This is a genomic window from Pantoea sp. SJZ147 (assembly GCF_007828605.1).
GTDB lineage: Bacteria > Pseudomonadota > Gammaproteobacteria > Enterobacterales > Enterobacteriaceae > Pantoea > Pantoea allii.
In genome coordinates, this window is record NZ_VIVB01000009.1 from 189,987 (window position 1) to 211,170 (window position 21,184).

The following is a 21,184-nucleotide window of genomic DNA, read 5'->3' on the forward strand; positions in this document are numbered from 1 at the left end:
CAGGACGCAGGCATGACCTGCGTCCTCGCCTGTCAGAACTGCGGGTTCAGCGGATAGCGAGGCTTACTGCCAAACCATTTCTGGTAGAGCTGAGCGTTCTCACCTGACGCGTTAATTTCAAACAGGAATTCGTTGAGATAGTTCGTCCACACCTGATCCCCTTGCTTCACACCGAACGCGTTGTATTCCAGCGGAACCAGCGCTTCGTTGGTGACCTCAAGCGTGGGGTCGAGTTTGGCCTGGTAGGCAAGGAAGTTATTATCTTCAATCATGGCATCGGCCTGCCCCTGCTTAACGGCCAGAATCGCCGCCTGAGAGGAATCGTATTCCTGGATCTTCACATCGATCCCCATGCTGCGGACTTCGTCACCGTTGGTTGAGCCTTTCACGGTTGCAATGGTTTTTCCTGCCATATCGTGGGCCGACTTGATCCCGCTTACTTTGCGGACCAACATCGCTTCGCTGGCCACCACGTAAGGCTGAGTGAAGCCAATCTCTTTGGCGCGTTCCAGGTTACGCGTGAAATTACAGAACACGACATCCACTTTATTGGTTTGCAGATTAGGGATACGGTTCGCGCTGGTGGTGTTAACCACTTCCAGTTTTACGCCCATCGATTTCGCTAAGGATTTTGCCAGATCCACATCGTAGCCGTCGGGATTACCGGCTTTATCGTAAAAGCCGAAGGGCGCAAAGCTCAGGCAGTCACCGACCCGCAACGTGCCACGCTGCAGCACGGTTTGCAGCGTAGACTGCGGCGCGGCACCGGCTTCCGTTTTCTTTTCTGTCGGCGTACAACCGGCAAGAGCGGCAACCGTCAGCAAGGCCGGAAACAGCAGGTTCAATACCTTTTGGTGTGAAGTCGTGTTCATGTTTATTATCTCAAATAAAAGTGTGGTATCACCAACATCAATAAATAATGTGGATGGGACTTTTTTTAATTATCAATTTATTCTGACGGGTGAATGCGTTCTCACCTGTTATACATGAAGAGAAGGTTATTTCCGGCCTGAATTAAAACACCTCATATCGACTTCGACTTTGCAATCCACCACCAGGTCTTGCACGCTGCAAATGCGTGCTGGCGGATTTTCATGGAATAGCTCACTAAAGACTTTATTAAATGAGCTAAAGTAGCGGGCATCGGTCAGCACCGCCGTCACATGCACCACGTCCTGAATCTGATATCCCGCTTCCCGCATAATGGTCAGACAGTTTTCAAAGGCCAGGCGCGTCTGCTCAATGATGCCGCCTTCGACCACTTCACCGCCTGTCATCGGTGTCTGCCCGGAGATATACAGCCAGCCGTCGGCTTCTACGGCGCGAGCGAAAGGCAGTTTCTGTCCTCCGGTACCGACACCTCCTTCTGTGCCATAGCGCTTAATTGTCATGCTCATGCCCTTAACATCATCACTGCAACTTGTCTGGTATACCGGAATTAAATCTGCAATACCGGATAGGTTGAGATTTGCACAATGTTATTTTTTTTGCAATAGGCTGTTCCGGGATTATTTTGATGCTTTACAATCGGCTTCACGAATATTTGTTATTAATGATAAATGTTTTAAATAAATAGTGATCAGGATCTCTTTTTGTAATTATGGCATGCTCTCTTTTAGTGCCCCGATAAATAGCATGAAGCGAAAAAAGAAAACGACAGTTATCGTGCACGCCCGTAGGTAAAACAAAGTGGCCTGTGTATGATGTATTAAATCAACCTCAACGTGACGATCCCGGTAGGAGAAGAAGGGTATGCAGGAAGATAAACCCGCCAGAGCGCGCGGCGTGGACCGTGTGATCGCTATTTTTCGTCAGCTACACGTTGCCCGTCAGCCCATGGCGATGCGTGAACTGATCGAGGCCACTGGCGCGCCCCGCTCAAGCGTGTATGAACTGGTTAATCTGTTGAGTGAAGCGGGACTGGTCGAAATCGATTCGGAAGGCAGTATCTATTTTGGTCGTGAAATGCACTACTACGGTGCGGATTACATCGCGCACAATCCCCTGATTCGTCGGGCGCATCAGTTAATGATCGAGATGGTTGCCGAGCATGGTGAAACCGTGCAGCTGTGTATGCTGGAAGGCAATAAATATACGGTGGTGCTGTCAGAGAGCAATGCACATCCGTTCAAGATAACCTCGGATATTGGCGTTAAAATTCCTATTCCCTGGACGGCCACCGGTCGCTTGCTGCTGAGCAACTGGAGTGATGAGGCAATTCTGTCCCTGATCCCGGAAGAGGATTATCGGCTGGCGAACGGGAAGGTGCTAAATAAGCAGGATTTTCTGGCCGACATTCATCGGGCGGGACATCTTGGCTACTCCATGACGGAAGGGCTGTCAGAGAGTTTTACCTGCTGTATGGCTGCGCCGATTCGCGCCCGTAACGATCTGGCGGTGGCAGCCATCTGTTTTATGGTCAGCCGGGATACACCCGAAGAACGGCGTCAAATGTTGCTGAAAACCTTGATCAATGCAGGTCAGAAGCTGTCCGACTTCACCTGAACCGACGAGCAATGGGGTTAAACCCGGGCTGTCGGCTCAGGGTAAAAGGGCTACAGGTCTTTCAGCACCGCAAGCGCATCGGCTGCGCGCGTCACGTTGACCTTTGTAACCTCATAATGGGCAACAGCGATGAAAGGGTCTTCCGCCAGAATCGCATCCAGCCGTGCGCGCGCAATATCTTTCACCATTATCATGCCGCCCGTGCGGGGATCTTTACGCCCCGCAGCAATAAATACGCCGCTGTTAAAATAGCGATCCAGCCACGTAATGTGCGGTGCCAGCAGGGTGTCTACTTCCTCGATCGGCCGAAAATAGTTCAGGTACACCACATACATTGTCTGTCCTCACACTTTGGGATTGGTTAGCTCACTCAGCAACGGCAGCAGGACTTTCACGCTGTCATGGGTACGCAGGCCAATGCGGCCGGGTAGCCAGTGGTCTAAAAAGTCGAGATTGTCGCGATCGGTCTGATGCCAGGTGGTGCCGTCGGGAAAATGCCGGGAACGGCTGCGCTGCTGTTCGCCATCCTTGCTGCCCAGGTTCCAGTTTCGCGCGGTGACATCCAGCAGGGGAAACCCTGCCGCATCGAAAGGATTGATGCCCTGAAAATCCTTTTCCTGCATCTGGCGGCTGGCGGCAGAAATGCCATAGCGGCGAGCCAGCAGCAGGGCGCGTTCGCTGGTCTGTTTACGCACGGCACGCGGCGTGTTGATGCCGCTGTTGAAATAGAGATGATCGCCCGTAATCAGGCTGTTGAGATCGATAACCAGCAGCGTATTCTTTTTCTCTTTCTCACTCATGCGCGCCACGTAGTCGTCCATGCCGTGCAGCTGTGACTCACTGGCGCTGAGCGCGACAAAGCGCACGCCGTAATGAAGTGGCTGATGGCTGAGCTGTTTTGCCAGTTCCAGCATTACGCCAAGCCCGGATGCGTTGTCATCAACGCCCTGCAAACGCAATCCGCCCAGGCTGCGCGTCGTTTCGCTGCGGCTGAGTGGAATCCAGGTATCCAGGCTGGCAACAACCAGAATCTCCTGAGGTGCGCTGCCTTCACGCGCGGCGATGACTGAGGTGGCCGTGATTTTATGCCAGCGCGACGTGCCGTCATTTTCATGCCAGCTGTAGCCGGTATTAAACTGTCGGGTATTGGTTGCAAAACCGAGTTCGGTGAACTGCTGTTGCAGATAGTCGGCCGCCATCAACTCAGCCGGACTCCCGCTCATGCGACCGGGAAAGTAAGTAGAAATATGTCGAACCTGTTGTTCAGCAAAGTGTCCGGTGACGTCGGTCACGGCCTGAGCGCTGAAAATAACGCTGCCAACAAGCAGCGTCGCCAGGCGAAGAAAGGCAGACATGTCGGGTTCCTTGTGGCTCATTCCCTATAAGGACGGTCATATTTTTTCACCCATAGTATGAAACTGTGACGGTGATTACACAATTTGAATCGTCCGGAAAGGCCCATAAGATCATTTGCTAAGCACATTTTGTTCTGAGCTTTTGCCGGGCGTTATTCCATTCAGTAACAACTCATTCCAATTCGTAATTTCATCTCAATAAACCAGGGAACGTATAGTCGCGATAACGCATCGTAACAACACTAGGGTTAACGTGGATTATTTGCCTCTTTTTGCCGATCTCGCAGGCCGACCCGTACTGGTCGTTGGCGGTGGAGATATCGCGGCGCGCAAGATCGAACTGCTGCGTCGTGCTGGCGCGCGCATTCAAATCGCCTCACGCGAACTCTGCCCGGAGCTGCAGGCTTTACTGGATGAGCAACAGCTTGAATGGCTGGCAACCTCCTTTGAACCCGCTCAGCTCGACAAGGTCTTTCTGGTTATTGCCGCCACCGATGACAATGCGCTGAATGCGCAGGTCTACGACGAGGCGAATGCCCGTCACAAGCTGGTCAATGTGGTGGATGATCAGCCTAAATGCAGCTTTATCTTCCCCTCTATTGTTGATCGCTCTCCACTGGTCGTGGCTATCTCCTCCAGCGGAACTGCGCCGGTGCTTGCCCGCATGCTCCGCGAGAAACTCGAAACGCTGTTGCCGTCTCATCTGGGCCAAATGGCCGAACTGGCGGGGCAGTGGCGTGACAAGGTCAAAGCACGTTTCAGCCGTATGTCTGACCGCCGTCGTTACTGGGAAAGAATATTTAACGGCCGTTTTGCCAGTCAGATGGCAACAGGTGACGTTGAGGCCGCGAAACAGACGCTCGACAGCGAACTGGGCGATCAGCCGCCCCGACAGGGTGAAATTATTCTGGTGGGTGCGGGGCCTGGCGACAGCGGCCTGCTGACGCTGCGCGGTCTACAGGTAATGCAACTGGCTGACGTGGTGCTCTACGACCATTTGGTCAGTGAGGAGGTCCTCGATCTGGTGCGGCGCGATGCCGACCGTATCTGCGTGGGCAAACGTGCCAGCGCGCATCTGCTGCCGCAGGACGAGATTAACCAGTTGATGGTGCAACTGGCCCAAAAAGGCAAACGCGTGGTGCGCCTGAAAGGCGGTGATCCCTTTATTTTTGGCCGCGGTGGCGAGGAGTTGCAGGCGGCGCAGCAGGCGGGTATTCCGTTTCAGGTTGTGCCAGGCGTCACGGCTGCGGCCGGTGCCACCGCGTACGCCGGTATTCCACTGACCCACCGTGACTATGCGCAGAGCGTGCTGTTTATTACCGGTCACTGTCGTCCGGATAGCGATGATATCGACTGGCCATCCCTGGCGCGTGCGCGTCAGACGCTGGCGATTTATATGGGTGCCGTGAAGGCGGCTCACATCAGCAAACAGCTCATTCTTCATGGGCGCGCCGCAACAACGCCGGTCGCAGTGATTGGTCGCGGTACCCGGTCTGACCAACAGGTGTTGACCGGCACGCTTGAACATCTTGAGACGCTGGCAGCGTCAGCGCCTTCCCCGGCCCTGTTGGTGATTGGGGAAGTGGTTAATTTACATGGGCAACTTGCCTGGTTTCAGCATTCGGCACAGCAGGGGGCTCGCGAGTCCGCCGTTGTCAATCTGGCTTGAGAGGAAAAACGATGGACCAAAAACGACTCACTCATCTGCGTCAACTGGAGGCGGAGAGCATCCATATTATCCGCGAAGTGGCAGCCGAATTCGGCAATCCGGTCATGATGTACTCCATCGGCAAGGATTCTTCAGTCATGCTGCATCTGGCGCGTAAAGCCTTCTACCCGGGCACGCTGCCGTTCCCGTTACTGCATGTCGATACCGGCTGGAAGTTTCGTGAGATGTACGAATTCCGCGATCGCACGGTGAAAGCCATGGGCGCCGAACTGCTGGTGCATCGCAACCCGGAAGGCGTGGCGATGGGGATTAACCCCTTTGTGCACGGCAGTGCCAAACACACTGACATCATGAAAACCGAAGGGCTGAAGCAGGCGCTGAATAAGTACGGTTTTGATGCGGCTTTTGGCGGCGCACGTCGTGACGAAGAGAAGTCTCGTGCTAAAGAGCGTATTTACTCTTTCCGTGACCGCTTTCATCGCTGGGACCCAAAAAACCAGCGTCCGGAGTTATGGCACAACTATAACGGTCAGATTAACAAGGGCGAGAGCATCCGCGTCTTCCCGCTGTCTAACTGGACCGAGCTGGATATCTGGCAGTACATCTTCCTGGAAAACATTGAGATTGTGCCGCTCTATCTTGCTGCGCCGCGCCCCGTGCTGGAACGTGATGGCATGCTGATGATGATCGATGACGATCGTATCAACCTCCAGCCAGGTGAAGTCATTAAACAGCGCATGGTCCGTTTCCGTACCCTTGGGTGCTGGCCGCTGACTGGCGCGGTGGAATCTGAAGCGCAAACCTTGCCTGAGATTATTGAAGAGATGCTGGTTTCTACCACCAGCGAGCGTCAGGGCCGTGTGATTGACCGCGATCAGTCCGGTTCGATGGAACTGAAAAAACGTCAGGGTTATTTCTAAGGAGACGCCAGATGAATACCGTAATTGCACAACAGATTGCCGAACAGGGCGGCGTTGAAGCCTGGCTGACCGCACAACAACATAAAAGCCTGCTGCGTTTTCTGACCTGCGGCAGCGTGGATGACGGCAAAAGTACGCTGATTGGCCGCCTGCTGCATGACACCCGCCAGATTTATGAAGATCAGCTGTCTTCGTTACAGAGCGACAGCAAACGCCATGGTACGCAGGGCGAGAAACTGGATCTGGCACTGCTGGTCGATGGTTTACAGGCCGAGCGCGAGCAGGGCATTACCATCGATGTGGCTTACCGCTATTTCTCTACCGAAAAGCGTAAGTTCATTATTGCCGACACGCCGGGGCACGAGCAGTACACCCGAAATATGGCCACGGGCGCATCGACCTGTGATCTGGCGATCCTGTTAATTGATGCCCGTAAAGGCGTGCTGGATCAGACGCGTCGACACAGTTTTATTTCGACGCTGCTGGGGATTAAACACCTGGTCGTGGCAATCAATAAAATGGACCTGGTGGATTATCAGCAGGCTGTGTATGAGCAGATCAAGCAGGATTACCTCGACTTTGCCGGGCAATTGCCTGAAGACCTGGATATTCGCTTTGTGCCGATGTCGGCGCTGGAAGGCGAAAACGTCGCGTCGCAGAGCCAGAGCATGCCATGGTACAGCGGTCCGACGTTGCTTGATGTGCTGGAAACCGTGGAGTTAAACGCGGTGGTGGCTAACCAACCGATGCGCTTCCCGGTGCAGTATGTGAATCGCCCTAATCTCGATTTCCGGGGTTATGCCGGTACGCTGGCATCCGGTGTGGTGAAAGTGGGGCAACAGGTTAAAGTGCTGCCTTCTGGCGTCGAATCCACCATCGCCCGCATCGTAACCTTTGACGGCGATCTACAGGAAGCCGGTGCCGGAGAAGCCATTACTCTTGTCCTGAACGACGAAATTGATATCAGTCGTGGCGATCTGTTAGTGGACGCCAGCGCCGAGCTGCGTGCCGTTCAGTCCGCCACAGTGGATGTCGTCTGGATGGCTGAGCAGCCGCTTCAGGCCGGTCAGAGCTACGATGTTAAAATTGCCGGCAAGAAAGCCCGTGGGCGAGTAGAAAAGGTCATTCATCAGGTTGAGATTAATTCACTGGAGAAACGCCAGGTGGACAGCCTGCCACTGAACGGGATTGGTCTGGCTGAGTTTACGTTTGACGAACCGCTGGTGCTCGACAGCTATCAGCAAAACCCCGTGACCGGCGGCATGATCATTATCGATCGCCTCAGTAACGTTACCGTGGGTGCCGGGCTGATCAATGAGCCACTGAGCGATCGGCCGCAGCAAAACGGCGAATTCAGCGCGTTCGAACTTGAACTTAATGCGCTGGTGCGTCGCCACTTCCCACACTGGAATGCGCGCGATCTTTTGGGCGGTCAGTAATGGCCCAGCATGATGAAAACGTCGTGTGGCATGACCATCCGGTGACGCGCCAGGCGCGTGAACAGCAGCACGGCCATCAGGGCGTGGTGCTGTGGTTTACCGGCCTGTCGGGGTCAGGGAAATCGACCGTAGCGGGGGCGCTGGAACAGGCGCTTCACCGCCTCGGTGTCAGCACCTATCTGCTGGACGGGGATAATGTTCGTCACGGACTGTGTCGCGACCTGGGCTTTAGCGATGAGCACCGCAAAGAGAATATCCGCCGTGTTGGTGAGGTGGCTAAACTGATGGTGGATGCGGGTTTAGTGGTCCTTACCGCGTTTATCTCGCCTCATCGTGCCGAGCGCCAAATGGTGCGCGACCTGCTGGACAGCGGCCGGTTTATCGAGGTTTACGTTGATACGCCGCTGGCGGTCTGTGAAGCGCGAGATCCTAAAGGGTTATACAAAAAGGCCCGGGCAGGTGAACTACAAAACTTCACCGGTATAGATAGCGTTTATGAAGCGCCGGACCAGCCAGAAATCTCGCTTAATGGGGAACAATTGGTTACAAAACTGACGGCCCAATTGTTAGATCTGCTGCGTCAGCGCGATATTATCAGTTCCTGAACAGACAGCGGCAAAGCGCCTTTCGTTTTGCCGCCTTCGCGTTGACAGGATATTTATGCAGAATATTACTCCCATGCTGGCACGCAAAGACCACGGCACACCAGATGAGCCTCGCTCTGTCCTTCCGGGCGGGGTCATTGGCTTTGTATGTTACTGGTGTGCGCTTGCCATACCTTTCCTGTTGTACGGCTCAAGCACCCTGTTTTTCTTTCTCTACACCTGGCCATTTTTCCTGGCGCTGTTTCCGGTTTCTGTCCTGACAGGCATGGTATTGAATACATGGCTGCGTGGGCAGTTGCTCTGGACCTCTCTGATATGCGTCGTTGCCGTCGCTTGTCAGTTCTGGTTACTGTTCCTGTTTCTGTCTCGCTGGTAGCCAGACTGATGTCTAAACGCAGCAGCAGGTTACAAAAGTTTTCCTGCGTTGCGCCCGATCTTTTCTTCCCTTTTTTGTCTGCGTGAACGGCATTACACGGCATTTTTACTGCCAGTGTGGAGTCCTGAGTAAAGTTATGGGATGATTGGGCCGTTTTTAGGGGGCGGGATGGGAAAACTGACGTTACTGCTGTTGGTGCTGTTAGGTTGGCTGCAATATTCATTGTGGCTGGGTAAGAATGGCATCCATGACTTTTCGCGCGTCGACGACGACGTTGCGGTACAAAAGGCGAATAACGCCAAATTGAAAATGCGTAACGATCAACTCTTTGCTGAAATTGACGATCTCAATGGCGGCTCTGAAGCGATTGAGGAACGCGCACGCAGCGAATTAGGCATGATTAAGCCGGGTGAAACCTTCTATCGTCTGGTACCTGACCAGAACAAACGCAACGCGCAACAAGCTGCGCAAAACCAACAACGATAAAACATGAACAATCAGTCCCACTCTGCGGATGTGATTGCCGTTGTGCCCGCTGCCGGTATCGGCAGCCGCATGCAGGCAACCTGTCCGAAACAGTATCTGACGATTGGTCAGCACACACTTCTGGAACACAGCATTGCCCGCCTGTTTTCCCATCCTGCTGTCACGCAGGTTATTGTCGCCTTAAGCCCTGACGATCGGCATTTTGCCACTTTGCCTCTGGCAAGCGATCCGCGCGTGATTCGCGTGACCGGGGGCGATACGCGTGCTGAATCGGTACTGGCTGGCCTTCAGGCTGCGCAAGGTGCCGGCTGGGTGCTGGTCCATGATGCTGCGCGACCTTGCCTGCATCCTGATGACTTACAGCGCCTGCTGCGGTTACGGGAGACCAGCAAAACGGGCGGCATTCTGGCTGCCCCGGTCTGTGACACCATGAAACGCGGGGAACCCGGTAAGGCGGCGATTGCGCACACTGTCGATCGCGACAACCTGTGGCACGCGTTAACGCCCCAGTTCTTTCCCCGTGCCTTACTTACCGCCAGCCTGACGCGAGCCCTACACGAAGGGGCGACTATCACCGATGAAGCCTCCGCGCTGGAGTACTGTGGCTACCATCCTGAGCTGGTAACAGGTCGTAGCGATAACATCAAAGTTACCCGCCCGGAAGACTTAGCCCTGGCGGCTTTTTATCTTAGTCAGATTCAGTCAAAGGAGAGCACATGATGCGTATCGGTCACGGTTTTGACGTTCACGCCTTCGGTGGAGAAGGTCCGCTGGTGATTGGCGGTGTGCGAATCCCATTTGAGTATGGTTTTATCGCCCATTCTGATGGCGATGTAGCGCTGCATGCCCTCACCGATGCACTGTTGGGCGCGGTGGCCATGGGCGACATTGGTAAGCTGTTTCCGGATACCGATCCGGCGTTTAAAGGCGCGGACAGTCGCGGACTGCTGCGGGAAGCCTGGCGCCGTATTGAGGCCAAAGGCTACTGTATTGGCAATGTCGACGTCACCCTGATTGCCCAGGCACCTAAGATGCTGCCGCACGTACCGCAAATGCGCATTAATATTGCCGAAGATCTGGGTTGCCATATGGACCAGGTCAACGTCAAAGCCACCACCACGGAGAAACTGGGTTTTACCGGTCGGGGTGAAGGCATTGCCTGTGAAGCGGTCGCGCTACTGCTGAAAGCGGAACCGGCATGACGCTGCATTACCTTTATGGCAAGCCTACAGCGACGGGCGTGATCAAAGCGACAGCGGACGATTTCGTGGTCGTAGAGGATTTGGGCTATCAGCCTGATGGCGACGGTGAACATGTGCTGGTGCGTATCCGCAAAAGCGGTGCTAACACCCGTTTTGTTGCCGAAGCGTTGGCGAAGTTTATGAAAGTGAACGTTCGCGATCTGAGCTATGCAGGTATGAAAGATCGTCATGCGGTCACCGAACAGACGCTGTGCTTTCGCGTTCCCGGCAATGCCATGCCTGTGCTGGCGGGTTTTGCGCTGGAAGGCGTGGAAATCCTTGAGGTCGTGCGTCATAAACGCAAGCTTCGCATTGGCGCGCTGGCGGGAAACGCCTTCCGGCTGGTGATTCGCCAGGTCAGCCATCGCGAGGAAACAGACGCGCGCCTGGTGCGCCTTCGCGACAGCGGCGTACCCAACTATTTTGGCGAACAACGCTTTGGTCGCAATGGCAACAACCTGGTGACGGCGGTCAGGCTGGCGCGCAACGAGATTCAGATTCGCGATCGCAACAAGCGCGGCCTGATGCTTTCTGCAGCGCGCAGTGCGTTGTTTAATCAGGTCACCAGCATGCGTTTGCAGCAGCAGGGTGGGCTGACTCAGGTGATGAACGGGGATGCTCTGCAACTAGCTGGTCGTGGCAGTTGGTTCGTCGCACAGCCGGAAGAGCTGGCTGAGCTGCAGGCGCGGGTGAATCAGCATGCGCTTCGTATTACGGCCCCGTTACCGGGGCAGGGCGATCCCGGCCCGCAGGCCGATGCGCTGGCGTTTGAGCAGCAGTGCCTGGCCGATGCCGGCGAGCTGCGAGGTCTGCTTGAGCGCGAGCGCGTAGATGCCGGGCGGCGTGCCATGCTGGTTGTGCCACGCGACCTGCGCTGGTGCTGGCAGGATGATGCCACGCTGGAGATGCAATTTTGGCTGCCCGCAGGCAGCTTTGCCACCAGTGTCGTCAGAGAGCTGTTAAACAGCACCGAGTCTCTTGAAATGCTTGACGAATAAGCCGCTGCTTCCCCCTGTCCCTCACCACAGGGGAAGCCGCATGGCCTGCTTCTGATGGTTTTCCCCGGCCCGTTGGCTGCCTCATCTGTGCATGTCGTCGCCCTGAATCGTTTCGATATCGGCAAGTACCTGCCCTTTTCCTGCCCACTCGTTTATTTTCGCCTACCACTTCCTCTCGCTCACCGCTAGAATGCAACAGTCGCTGTCCACTCTTAACTTGTTGCCATGCCTCAAAACAGGTCCATATAACGGCGGCCCGGTTGAACAGAAAAGGTCAGAATTAAATGCGGATATTGCTCAGCAACGATGATGGTATCCATGCGCCTGGTATTCAGACGCTGGCAAAGGCTTTGCGTCAATTTGCCGAGGTGCAGGTCGTGGCACCGGATCGCAATCGCAGCGGTGCCTCTAACTCATTGACGCTGGAAACCCCATTGCGCACTTTTACCCATGAAAATGGGGATATCGCGGTGCAGATGGGCACGCCCACCGATTGTGTCTATTTGGGTGTGAACGCGCTGATGCAACCCCGGCCAGACATTGTGGTGTCGGGCATTAATGCTGGCCCCAATCTGGGGGATGATGTCATCTATTCCGGTACGGTGGCGGCCGCAATGGAAGGCCGTCATCTTGGATTACCTGCCGTGGCGGTATCGCTACATGGTCATCAGCACTACGCCACCGCCGCGGCGGTAACCTGTGCGATTCTTAAAGCGCTGACGCAACAGCCCTTGCGCACCGGACGTATACTGAATATCAACGTGCCTGACCTGCCGTTGGCGGAAATAAAAGGGATTCGCGTGACGCGCTGCGGCAGCCGTCATCCCGCCGATCAGGTGATTGCACAGACCGATCCACGCGGTAATCCCCTCTACTGGATTGGCCCGCCCGGTGAAAAACTGGATGCCGGCCCCGACACGGACTTTGCCGCGGTGGATGAAGGCTATGTGTCAGTGACCGCTCTCCACGTTGATCTTACTGCTCACAATGCGCAGGACGTTCTCAGCAGTTGGCTCGATAAAGCTGAGGTAAATCTGGCATGGTGAGTCGGCGTATCGAGACATTGCTGTCACAGCTGCGTCAACAGGGCATTGAAGATGAACACCTGTTAAAGGCGATTGCCGATGTGCCGCGCGAACGCTTTATTGATGAAGCCTTCGAACATAAAGCCTGGGACAATATGGCGCTGCCGATTGGGTCCGGGCAAACCATCTCTCAGCCCTATATGGTCGCGCGTATGACCGCGTTGCTGGAACTCAACGAGCGCTCACGCGTGCTGGAGATTGGCACCGGCTCCGGTTATCAGACCGCCATTCTCGCTCATCTGGTCGAACATGTTTACTCGGTAGAACGCATCAAAGGCCTTCAGTGGCAGGCCAAACGTCGTCTGAAACAGCTTGATTTGCATAATGTGTCCACCCGACACGGTGATGGCTGGCAGGGCTGGCCGGCTCGTGGACCTTTTGATGCGATTATTGTCACTGCTGCACCGCCTGAGATTCCGATTGCGCTGATAGCACAGCTCGCTGAGGGCGGCATTATGGTGCTGCCCGTCGGCGAGGAGCAGCAGGTCTTAAAGCGTCTGCGCCGCCGTGGTAGTGAGATTACAGAAGAAACCATTGAGCCGGTCCGTTTCGTCCCATTAGTTCAGGGCGATCTGGCCTGATTGTCCTGTTAGCATTTCTTCATAACTGTTTCATGGAATCAGGTAGTTGATATTGCTACTATCCGGTTCATTCAACGAAAATCCAGCGTATAACGTGCCGCACAGTGTATTGTGCTGGTGAGACGAATAAGTCAGTTTTTTAAAGGTTGCCACCACGGGGGATTAATGAGCACGGGAAGCACAATTTTTCAGTTACGCCGTTTGGCGGCGCTTTCACTGGTGAGTTTTTGGCTGGCAGGCTGTAGTTCAGGCGATAATACCCAGGCTCCGATAAGCAATATCGGGGACAGTAACAGCGTTAATGATAATAGTAATATGGCGAGTTCTGGCACTGCGCCAGCGGCTGGCGGTGTGCCCTCAGTGCCACCGCAGGGCGGAATGTTAAGTCGAAGCACGCCGTTGCCACAGAACAATTCCGGAATCATTAGTACCAGTAATAGTAATGTGGGCGCCAGTAACAGTAATGTGCAAACCGAAAACGGCCGAATTGTGTACAACAGGAGTTATCAGAATATTCCTAAAGGTAGCTATTCTGGTCAGACCTACACCGTAAAACGTGGCGATACGCTGTTCTATATTGCCTGGATTACCGGAAACGACTTCCGCGATTTGGCGCAGCGTAACAACGTCCAGGCGCCTTACAGCCTGAATGTTGGGCAGACGTTGCAGGTTGACAATGGCTCAGGCCAGCCGATTACCGGCGGCAATGCCATCACCGCGGCAGATGCAACGCAGAGCGGTGTCGTCAGCGCACCACAAATAAAACAGGCCCCTGTTGCACAGCAGCCTGTTATTACGTATTCTGATGATTCGGGTAACTCGAATGGCAGTAAATTGTTGCCATCGAAGGGAGCAAATGTTGCATCGACGACAGCTCCAGCCGTTACCGCACCGCCGACGGTTAGCAGCACAACTGACAGCTCTACACCTGTAGGAAGCTGGCGTTGGCCGACCGAAGGGAAGATCATCGATAACTTCTCTGCCGCAGAAGGTGGCAATAAAGGGATCGATATCTCAGGTTCGCGCGGACAGCCAATCGTGGCCACTGCTTCAGGAAGGGTGGTGTACGCAGGCAACGCGCTTCGCGGTTATGGTAATTTAATCATCATCAAACATAATGATGATTACCTGAGTGCCTACGCCCATAACGATACAATGCTGGTCCGGGAACAACAGGAAGTTAAGGCTGGGCAAAAAATCGCTACCATGGGTAGCACCGGAACCAGTTCAGTTAGATTACACTTTGAAATTCGTTACAAGGGGAAATCCGTAAACCCGTTGCGTTATTTGCCGCAGCGATAATCCGGCAGAGTCCTCAGGAATCTGCCCTGGAATCACGGGTAGGAGCCACTTAATGAGCCAGAATACGCTGAAAGTAAACGAGTTACATGAGAACGCGGAATTCGAAGAGAATGGAGCAGAAATTTTTGATGAGAAGGCTCTCGTCGAAAATGAATCTGGCGACAATGATGTAGCTGAAGAAGAGTTGCTGGCGCAGGGTGCGACGCAACGTGTACTCGATGCTACTCAACTCTATCTTGGGGAGATTGGCTATTCTCCATTGCTGACGGCTGAGGAAGAAGTTCTCTTTGCTCGCCGCGCATTACGAGGTGATATTCCTTCTCGTCGCCGCATGATCGAAAGTAACTTACGCCTGGTGGTGAAGATTGCCCGACGTTACAGCAATCGCGGTCTGGCTCTGCTGGACCTGATTGAAGAAGGTAACCTCGGCCTGATTCGCGCCGTTGAGAAGTTTGATCCGGAACGCGGATTCCGCTTCTCAACGTATGCCACCTGGTGGATTCGTCAGACCATTGAACGGGCAATCATGAACCAGACCCGTACAATTCGTCTGCCAATTCACATTGTTAAAGAATTGAACGTTTATCTGCGTACTGCGCGTGAACTTTCTCATAAGCTCGACCATGAGCCGAGTGCGGAAGAGATTGCAGAACAACTGGATAAGCCCGTTGATGACGTCAGCCGTATGTTGCGTCTCAATGAACGTATTACCTCGGTTGATACACCATTAGGTGGTGATTCCGAGAAAGCGCTGTTGGATATCCTGGCCGATGAAAAAGACAACGGACCAGAAGATACCACTCAGGACGACGATATGAAGCAAAGTATCGTTAAATGGCTGTTCGAACTGAATGCCAAGCAGCGCGAAGTGTTGGCTCGTCGTTTCGGCCTGTTAGGCTATGAAGCGGCAACGCTTGAAGATGTTGGCCGTGAAATCGGTTTAACTCGCGAGCGTGTGCGCCAGATTCAGGTTGAAGGTTTACGCCGTCTGCGTGAAATCCTGCAAGGTCAGGGCCTCAGCATTGAAGCATTGTTCCGTGAGTAAACAGAACTTTGCACGTCAACAGAAAGCGATGGCTAACCCCATCGCTTTTTTTTTACCTGTTCTCTCCGTTCCATCAAGATGAGAACGGTCTGCTCTCAAAAAAATCGCCCGTGAGATAACATGCCTGTGTGGCGGTATCCAGCGCCAGGCAAAGTGTCACATCGTCCACAAAACCTCTCTGAATCAACTCCTTCGCCGATGAACAGTCGTGCAGCGATGCAACGTTAGTTGCCTGATGATATTGCCATGCCGCGACGGCGGTTTCCGCCTCAGGTGACAGTCCGCTACGGCCCAGCGCGGCAATGATGCCGCCAGCTGCAACATAATCTTCAATGCAGGGACGAAGGCTGCCATCCGGCCAGCGTTCACCACAAGGCACAATCAGAAGACGTTCGAACAGGCGGCAGGCAGCCGCCGTTGCGGACAGATTCCTGAAGCAGCCTGTAAAGATCGGCACGTCCCATTCTCTTGCCCTGAAGCAGGCTGCGGAGCCATTAGGGGAGGGGAGCACCAGCTTTTCACCTTTGCGGACATGCAGCAAGGTATGGGGCGACAGGCTGAAGCCTTCTCCACTAAATCGTCGGTCACTGTTTGCCGCGATTGCCCCCACCGACAGCGCATAGTGGGTAACTGAGTGGTCTTTCCAGGGATAGGGATAAACGCGAGCGCCATTTTCAACCGCCAGGCTGACGCAGGTAGAAAAGGACATCACATCAATAATCACCACGGCATCCACTTCTCCGGCGAGATGCTCAACGGCGGGAATGCCCCATTCCAGACGGATGTTATATGCCTGCTGACTGTACCAGTGCATGGGTGTTCCTTCAGGTTGTCAGAAAGGGGCTGACCGGTCGGGCTAGTCCTGTTTACGTAATATTTTTTGCAGGCGCTTTTGCTGCCAGCGGTTGATCCACTGTTTGAAAACAAACAGGCGCAGCGCTCTTATCACGAGCACGCTTCCCCAGATGACGGCGACCCAGAGCGACCAGTTGCTACCGGGTTCGGTAACGCGGTTGAGGCAATACAGCATGGTGCACACCACGACCGCGGTGAGCAGTGAGCGAAAGAACTGGGTTTCGAGTGCCAGCTGCAGGCGGGCATCAGAAATGTGATCATCTAGCGCCTGGCTACTTTCTACGTGGGTTTCTGCCGTCAGGTCGGTGACCTTGATTTCAAAGACGGCGGCCAACGCGCTTAGCGTTTCCAGGCTGGGTTGCTCACCGTTTTCAATACGCTGCACGGTTCGGGTGCTGAGTCCGGCCATTTCGGCCAGTTGTTCCTGTGACCAGGCGCGGGCAAGACGATACTCTCTGACTTTATTCAGGTTAGGCATAGTGCAGTCTCCGAAAGAGTGAACAATCGGTAAGAAGCATCGCCGGGACGTGCGGTCAGGAACACGACCGCCGCACGACAGGGACACGACAGCATTATGACACCGCTTTCGCCGGTAACAACAGGCTAAACCATGAACCAGCATGCAGACCACATGCTGGCAAAAACATCATTCACTGCGGGGGAGTTTTATCCGCCCCGGTGAAAGGGCGAAGGGGATCAGACCAGCGACTTAAGGCGATAAATCCAGTCCAGAGCCTGACGTGGCGTCAGCGTATCCGGGTCCAGGGCTTCAAGCGCTTCCATGGCGGGGGAGGTTTCTTCCACCAGCAGAGGCAGTTGCGAACCGTCGATATTTGAGGTGGCTGACTGATTCGATACCGTTTCCAGCTCTTTCAGCTTATTACGTGCACGTTTGATGACGTCTTTAGGTACACCGGCCAGCGCTGCAACCGCCAATCCGTAGCTTTTGCTGGCCGCGCCATCCTGCACGCTGTGCATGAATGCGATAGTTTCCCCGTGTTCAACCGCATCCAGATGGACATTCACGACGCCTTCAAGCTTTTCAGGCAAGGTGGTCAGCTCAAAGTAATGGGTTGCAAATAACGTCATGGCTTTAATGCGATTAGCCAGACTCTCTGCACAAGCCCAGGCCAGAGATAACCCATCGTATGTCGAGGTGCCGCGGCCGATTTCATCCATCAGTACCAGGCTGTTTTCAGTCGCGTTATGCAGAATATTGGCCGTCTCTGTCATTTCCACCATAAAGGTGGATCGTCCGGATGCCAGGTCATCTGCTGCGCCAACGCGGGTAAAGATGCGATCCAGCGGGCCGATGACAACGTCTTCAGCCGGTACAAAGCTGCCGATCCATGCCATCAGGGCAATCAATGCCGCCTGACGCATATAAGTACTTTTACCACCCATGTTCGGGCCAGTAATGATCAGCATTCGGCGCTGGGGTGCCAGGGAGAGCGGGTTGGCAATAAAGGGCTCTTTAAGCACCTGCTCTACCACCGGATGACGACCAGCGGTGATTTTAATGCCGGGTTTATCCTGCAGCGTTGGGCGACAGTAGTTAAGCGTCCAGGCGCGTTCGGCCAGATTACTTAAGACATCCAGTTCCGCCAGCGCAGCGGCACTTAACTGCAGTGCTTCAAGGTGCGGCAGCAACTGATCAAACAGGCCTTCATACAGGCTTTTCTCCAGCGCCAGCGCTTTGCCTTTTGAGGTGAGGACTTTATCTTCGTACTCTTTCAGCTCAGGAATGATGTAGCGTTCGGCGTTTTTTAAGGTCTGACGGCGCACATAGTGGATAGGTACCTGATGGCTTTGACCACGACTGACTTGAATGTAATAGCCATGCACGCCATTAAAGCCCACTTTTAAACTGTCCAGACCGAGTTTTTCACGCTCGCGCACCTCCAGCCGATCCAGGTAATCCGTTGCGCCATCGGCCAGCGCCCGCCACTCATCAAGCTCGGCGTTATAACCCGGCGCAATCACGCCACCGTCTCTTATCAGAACCGGCGGGGATTCGACCACGGACTGCTCCAGCAGGGTGCGGAGTTCGCTAAAATCGCCCATCTGCGCGCGCAGGTTTTTCAGCTGCGCCGCGTCAACGTTGGCCAGCAGGTCATTCAGCGCTGGTAGCTGTTGAAAAGCATGACGCATGCGCGCCAGATCGCGCGGACGTGCGGTACGCAGCGCCAGGCGTGCCAGGATACGCTCTAAGTCACCTACCTGACGTAATACAGGCTGTAGAGATTCGCTCAGAGGCTGCAGTTCAGCAATCGATTCCTGCCGCTTCGCGATGGTGCTGCTGTCACGTAAGGGCATATGCAGCCAGCGCTTTAACATCCGGCTGCCCATCGGCGTGACGGTTTTATCCAGCACGGCAGCCAGGGTGTTTTCTGTACCGCCCGCAAGGTTTTGCGTAATTTCAAGATTACGGCGCGTGGCCGCATCCATAATGATGCTGTCCTGCTGACGCTCCATGCTGAGGGAGCGGATATGGGGCAGGCTGGTGCGCTGGGTATCTTTAACGTACTGCAGCAGGCAACCCGCCGCGCGCAGCCCCAAATGGGCCTGCTCAACGCCAAAACCGTTTAAATCCCGCGTGCCAAACTGCATGTTGAGCTGCTGGCGCGCTGTATCGATTTCAAATTCCCACAGTGGACGGCGACGCAAACCACGACGCTGATCGATAAGCGACATCTCAGAAAAATCTTCCGGATAAAGCAGTTCGGCAGGATTAGTCCGCTGCAGTTCTGCTGCCATGGTTTCCAGATCGGCGGGTTCACTCAGGCGAAAACGCCCTGAACTGATATCCAGCGTGGCATAACCATAGCCGCGCGCACCCTGGACAATTGCGGCAAGCAGGTTGTCTTGCCGTTCCTGCAACAGCGCTTCATCACTGATGGTGCCGGGGGTAACAATACGCACGACTTTGCGCTCAACCGGACCTTTACTCAGCGCAGGGTCGCCGATTTGCTCACAAATGGCGACCGATTCACCTAACTGCACCAGTCGGGCCAAATAGTTTTCAACGGCGTGATGCGGCACACCGGCCATAGGGATCGGTTCACCCGCCGAGGCACCGCGTTTGGTCAAGGAAATGTCTAACAGCTGAGAGGCGCGTTTGGCATCGTCATAAAACAGTTCATAGAAATCACCCATGCGATAAAACAGCAGAATGTCAGGGTGCTCAGCCTTGAGGCGTAAGTATTGCTGCATCATTGGGGTGTGGGTACTCAAGTCCATGTGTGCTGCTTTGTTCATCTCATTCTTACTCAAGGTTGACGCTTCCTTTTCCCGTCACGGTTGACGCTGGGGTTTAACGAGGGAGATATACAGCCGCTATCGTGCTGTACAGACCATGCAGAAATATTACCATTTTACGGCGTCTGCATCATCCGGGTTACCGCAGCGGGTATTGAACTTAGCAAAGCCTGGCCGCCGACTGAATGTTTTTTTTGACCAGAGTTAACGTCATCGAGGCCTTTCACAAAAACAGCCGGACAGATCGTTAAAAATGCGTTTTTTTTACGATCTCGTTTGTATGTATTCGTCCTGAACGATTAACATTAGAATCCCTGGTCTGGCCTGTTATATGGATATCTGATGCGTTTTAAGCTTGCTTTCCTTCCGCTTTTTGTCCTGCTTGCCGCCTGTAGCAGTAAGCCACACTCTTCGCAGCCGCCCGCTGAGCTGGTTGCGCCTAAAGGCGGTTTTTTGCTGGAGCCGTCCCATGCCGTCCAACCAATGTTTGGCGATTTCGCCAGTAATCCTGTCGCAGAACAGTTCATTGATAAAATGGTGGCGAAGCATGGCTTCGATCGCCAGCAACTGCATGCCATTATTGGCCAGGCAAAGCGACTGGACTACGTCTTGCGCTTGATGGATCGTCAGGCGCCTTCGTATACACCGCCAAGTGGGCCTAACGGTGCCTGGATACGTTATCGCAATAAATTTATTACGCCGGATAACGTGCAAAATGGCGTGGCCTTCTGGAACCAATATCAGGATGCGCTACAGCGCGCTCAGCAGGTTTACGGTGTTCCACCCGAGATTATTGTCGGCATTATCGGCGTCGAAACGCGCTGGGGCCGAATCATGGGGAAAACCCGTATTCTGGATGCGCTGGCAACGCTTTCATTTGATTATCCACGCCGTTCTGCTTACTTCAGCGGCGAGCTGGAAACCTTCCTGCTGATGGCGCGTGATGAGAAAGACGATCCGCTCGATCTCAAAGGCTCCTTTGCGGGCGCGATGGGCTACGGTCAGTTTATGCCGTCGTCCTACAAATCCTATGCGGTGGATTTTAACGGTGATGGCCATATCAACTTGTGGGATCCCGTCGATGCGATAGGCAGTGTCGCGCACTATTTCCAGCAGAACGGCTGGCGTCCAGGTGAAAATGTTGCCGTCCCGGCCAGTGGACAGGCGCCCATGCTTGATAACGGTTTTAAAACCCGTTACAGCGTCAGCATGCTGGCTGCATCAGGACTTTCTCCACAGGGATCGCTGGATGGGCATGACGAGGTCAGCCTGCTCCGTCTGGATTTAGGCACCAGCTACCAGTACTGGTACGGTCTGCCTAACTTCTACGCCATCACGCGTTACAACAACAGCACACATTACGCGATGACGGTGTGGCAACTGGGTGAGGCGGTCAGCAAGGCGCGCCAGGGATCGCTGTTTTAATTCTACCCTTAGCAACTGTAAGGATATATGATGGCGGCC

The 21,184-nt window shown here is 54.3% G+C and carries 22 protein-coding genes; 15 read left to right on the plus strand and 7 right to left on the minus strand.

Features of this window, described 5'->3' with window-relative positions; genetic code table 11:
- Window positions 1-32: 32 nt before the first annotated feature.
- Together FBY13_RS14705 and FBY13_RS14710 are read right to left on the minus strand one after the other, a co-directional pair.
- Window positions 33-872: a transporter substrate-binding domain-containing protein gene (locus tag FBY13_RS14705; RefSeq protein ID WP_145394517.1), complete on the minus strand. Its 840-nt coding sequence runs from the start codon at window positions 870-872 to the stop codon at window positions 33-35.
- A gap of 126 nt (window positions 873-998) precedes the next feature.
- Window positions 999-1,391 (minus strand): RidA family protein, encoded by a 393-nt coding sequence (locus FBY13_RS14710; protein ID WP_063880739.1) that lies wholly within the window; start codon window positions 1,389-1,391, stop codon window positions 999-1,001.
- Window positions 1,392-1,752: 361 nt separating this feature from the next.
- Between FBY13_RS14710 and FBY13_RS14715 the strand changes: the two genes are divergently transcribed.
- Window positions 1,753-2,505, plus strand: a complete 753-nt coding sequence (locus tag FBY13_RS14715; protein ID WP_063880738.1) for an IclR family transcriptional regulator — start codon at window positions 1,753-1,755, stop codon at window positions 2,503-2,505.
- Between the two features lie 50 nt (window positions 2,506-2,555).
- Here FBY13_RS14715 and FBY13_RS14720 read toward each other — a convergent pair whose 3' ends face one another.
- Together FBY13_RS14720 and FBY13_RS14725 are read right to left on the minus strand one after the other, a co-directional pair.
- Complete coding sequence (locus tag FBY13_RS14720) at window positions 2,556-2,840, minus strand: YciI family protein (RefSeq protein ID WP_145394518.1); 285 nt, start codon at window positions 2,838-2,840, stop codon at window positions 2,556-2,558.
- 9 nt (window positions 2,841-2,849) lie between these two features.
- Window positions 2,850-3,860, minus strand: a complete 1,011-nt coding sequence (locus tag FBY13_RS14725; RefSeq protein WP_063880736.1) for an aminopeptidase — start codon at window positions 3,858-3,860, stop codon at window positions 2,850-2,852.
- Between the two features lie 253 nt (window positions 3,861-4,113).
- Here FBY13_RS14725 and cysG point away from each other — a divergent pair, with 253 nt between their 5' ends.
- The 13 genes from cysG (at window position 4,114) to rpoS (ending at window position 15,607) form a co-directional block, all read left to right on the plus strand.
- Window positions 4,114-5,529: a siroheme synthase CysG gene (cysG, locus tag FBY13_RS14730; RefSeq protein ID WP_109717039.1), complete on the plus strand. Its 1,416-nt coding sequence runs from the start codon at window positions 4,114-4,116 to the stop codon at window positions 5,527-5,529.
- Between the two features lie 11 nt (window positions 5,530-5,540).
- Window positions 5,541-6,449: a sulfate adenylyltransferase subunit CysD gene (gene cysD / locus FBY13_RS14735; protein WP_006120739.1), complete on the plus strand. Its 909-nt coding sequence runs from the start codon at window positions 5,541-5,543 to the stop codon at window positions 6,447-6,449.
- A gap of 11 nt (window positions 6,450-6,460) precedes the next feature.
- Window positions 6,461-7,888 (plus strand): sulfate adenylyltransferase subunit CysN, encoded by a 1,428-nt coding sequence (gene cysN / locus FBY13_RS14740; RefSeq protein WP_063880734.1) that lies wholly within the window; start codon window positions 6,461-6,463, stop codon window positions 7,886-7,888.
- Window positions 7,888-8,493, plus strand: coding sequence for an adenylyl-sulfate kinase (gene cysC / locus FBY13_RS14745; RefSeq protein WP_063880733.1), 606 nt, complete (start codon window positions 7,888-7,890; stop codon window positions 8,491-8,493). Before cysN ends, cysC begins: the two co-directional genes overlap by 1 nt.
- Before the next feature lie 55 nt (window positions 8,494-8,548).
- Window positions 8,549-8,869, plus strand: coding sequence for a DUF3561 family protein (locus FBY13_RS14750; RefSeq protein WP_063880732.1), 321 nt, complete (start codon window positions 8,549-8,551; stop codon window positions 8,867-8,869).
- Window positions 8,870-9,037: 168 nt separating this feature from the next.
- Entirely contained in the window at window positions 9,038-9,355 is a 318-nt protein-coding gene (gene ftsB / locus FBY13_RS14755) for a cell division protein FtsB (protein ID WP_063881239.1), read from the plus strand.
- A 3-nt stretch (window positions 9,356-9,358) separates the two neighbouring features.
- Window positions 9,359-10,075: a 2-C-methyl-D-erythritol 4-phosphate cytidylyltransferase gene (gene ispD / locus FBY13_RS14760; protein WP_096011731.1), complete on the plus strand. Its 717-nt coding sequence runs from the start codon at window positions 9,359-9,361 to the stop codon at window positions 10,073-10,075.
- Entirely contained in the window at window positions 10,075-10,557 is a 483-nt protein-coding gene (gene ispF / locus FBY13_RS14765; protein ID WP_063881240.1) for a 2-C-methyl-D-erythritol 2,4-cyclodiphosphate synthase, read from the plus strand. Before ispD ends, ispF begins: the two co-directional genes overlap by 1 nt.
- The gene (gene truD, locus FBY13_RS14770; RefSeq protein ID WP_063880730.1) at window positions 10,554-11,594 is read left to right on the plus strand and encodes a tRNA pseudouridine(13) synthase TruD; all 1,041 of its coding nucleotides are present in this window, start codon (window positions 10,554-10,556) and stop codon (window positions 11,592-11,594) included. Before ispF ends, truD begins: the two co-directional genes overlap by 4 nt.
- 284 nt (window positions 11,595-11,878) lie before the next feature.
- The gene (surE, locus tag FBY13_RS14775) at window positions 11,879-12,640 is read left to right on the plus strand and encodes a 5'/3'-nucleotidase SurE (protein ID WP_063880729.1); all 762 of its coding nucleotides are present in this window, start codon (window positions 11,879-11,881) and stop codon (window positions 12,638-12,640) included.
- Window positions 12,634-13,260 (plus strand): protein-L-isoaspartate(D-aspartate) O-methyltransferase, encoded by a 627-nt coding sequence (locus FBY13_RS14780; protein WP_145394519.1) that lies wholly within the window; start codon window positions 12,634-12,636, stop codon window positions 13,258-13,260. Before surE ends, FBY13_RS14780 begins: the two co-directional genes overlap by 7 nt.
- A 165-nt stretch (window positions 13,261-13,425) precedes the next feature.
- Window positions 13,426-14,562: a murein hydrolase activator NlpD gene (gene nlpD, locus FBY13_RS14785; protein ID WP_063880727.1), complete on the plus strand. Its 1,137-nt coding sequence runs from the start codon at window positions 13,426-13,428 to the stop codon at window positions 14,560-14,562.
- A gap of 52 nt (window positions 14,563-14,614) precedes the next feature.
- On the plus strand, window positions 14,615-15,607 hold the full coding sequence (gene rpoS / locus FBY13_RS14790; protein ID WP_013026913.1) for an RNA polymerase sigma factor RpoS: 993 nt from the start codon (window positions 14,615-14,617) through the stop codon (window positions 15,605-15,607).
- 73 nt (window positions 15,608-15,680) lie between these two features.
- Here the strand turns inward: rpoS and FBY13_RS14795 are convergent, their stop codons facing one another.
- From FBY13_RS14795 to mutS, 3 genes are all read right to left on the minus strand, one after another.
- Window positions 15,681-16,421, minus strand: a complete 741-nt coding sequence (locus tag FBY13_RS14795) for a 2-phosphosulfolactate phosphatase (RefSeq protein WP_145394520.1) — start codon at window positions 16,419-16,421, stop codon at window positions 15,681-15,683.
- 42 nt (window positions 16,422-16,463) lie between these two features.
- On the minus strand, window positions 16,464-16,940 hold the full coding sequence (locus tag FBY13_RS14800; RefSeq protein WP_145394521.1) for a helix-turn-helix domain-containing protein: 477 nt from the start codon (window positions 16,938-16,940) through the stop codon (window positions 16,464-16,466).
- A gap of 218 nt (window positions 16,941-17,158) precedes the next feature.
- Window positions 17,159-19,720 (minus strand): DNA mismatch repair protein MutS, encoded by a 2,562-nt coding sequence (gene mutS / locus FBY13_RS14805; RefSeq protein WP_063880723.1) that lies wholly within the window; start codon window positions 19,718-19,720, stop codon window positions 17,159-17,161.
- A gap of 342 nt (window positions 19,721-20,062) precedes the next feature.
- Between mutS and mltB the strand changes: the two genes are divergently transcribed.
- Window positions 20,063-21,145 (plus strand): lytic murein transglycosylase B, encoded by a 1,083-nt coding sequence (gene mltB, locus FBY13_RS14810; RefSeq protein WP_096011727.1) that lies wholly within the window; start codon window positions 20,063-20,065, stop codon window positions 21,143-21,145.
- The last annotated feature ends 39 nt before the right edge of the window (window positions 21,146-21,184 follow it).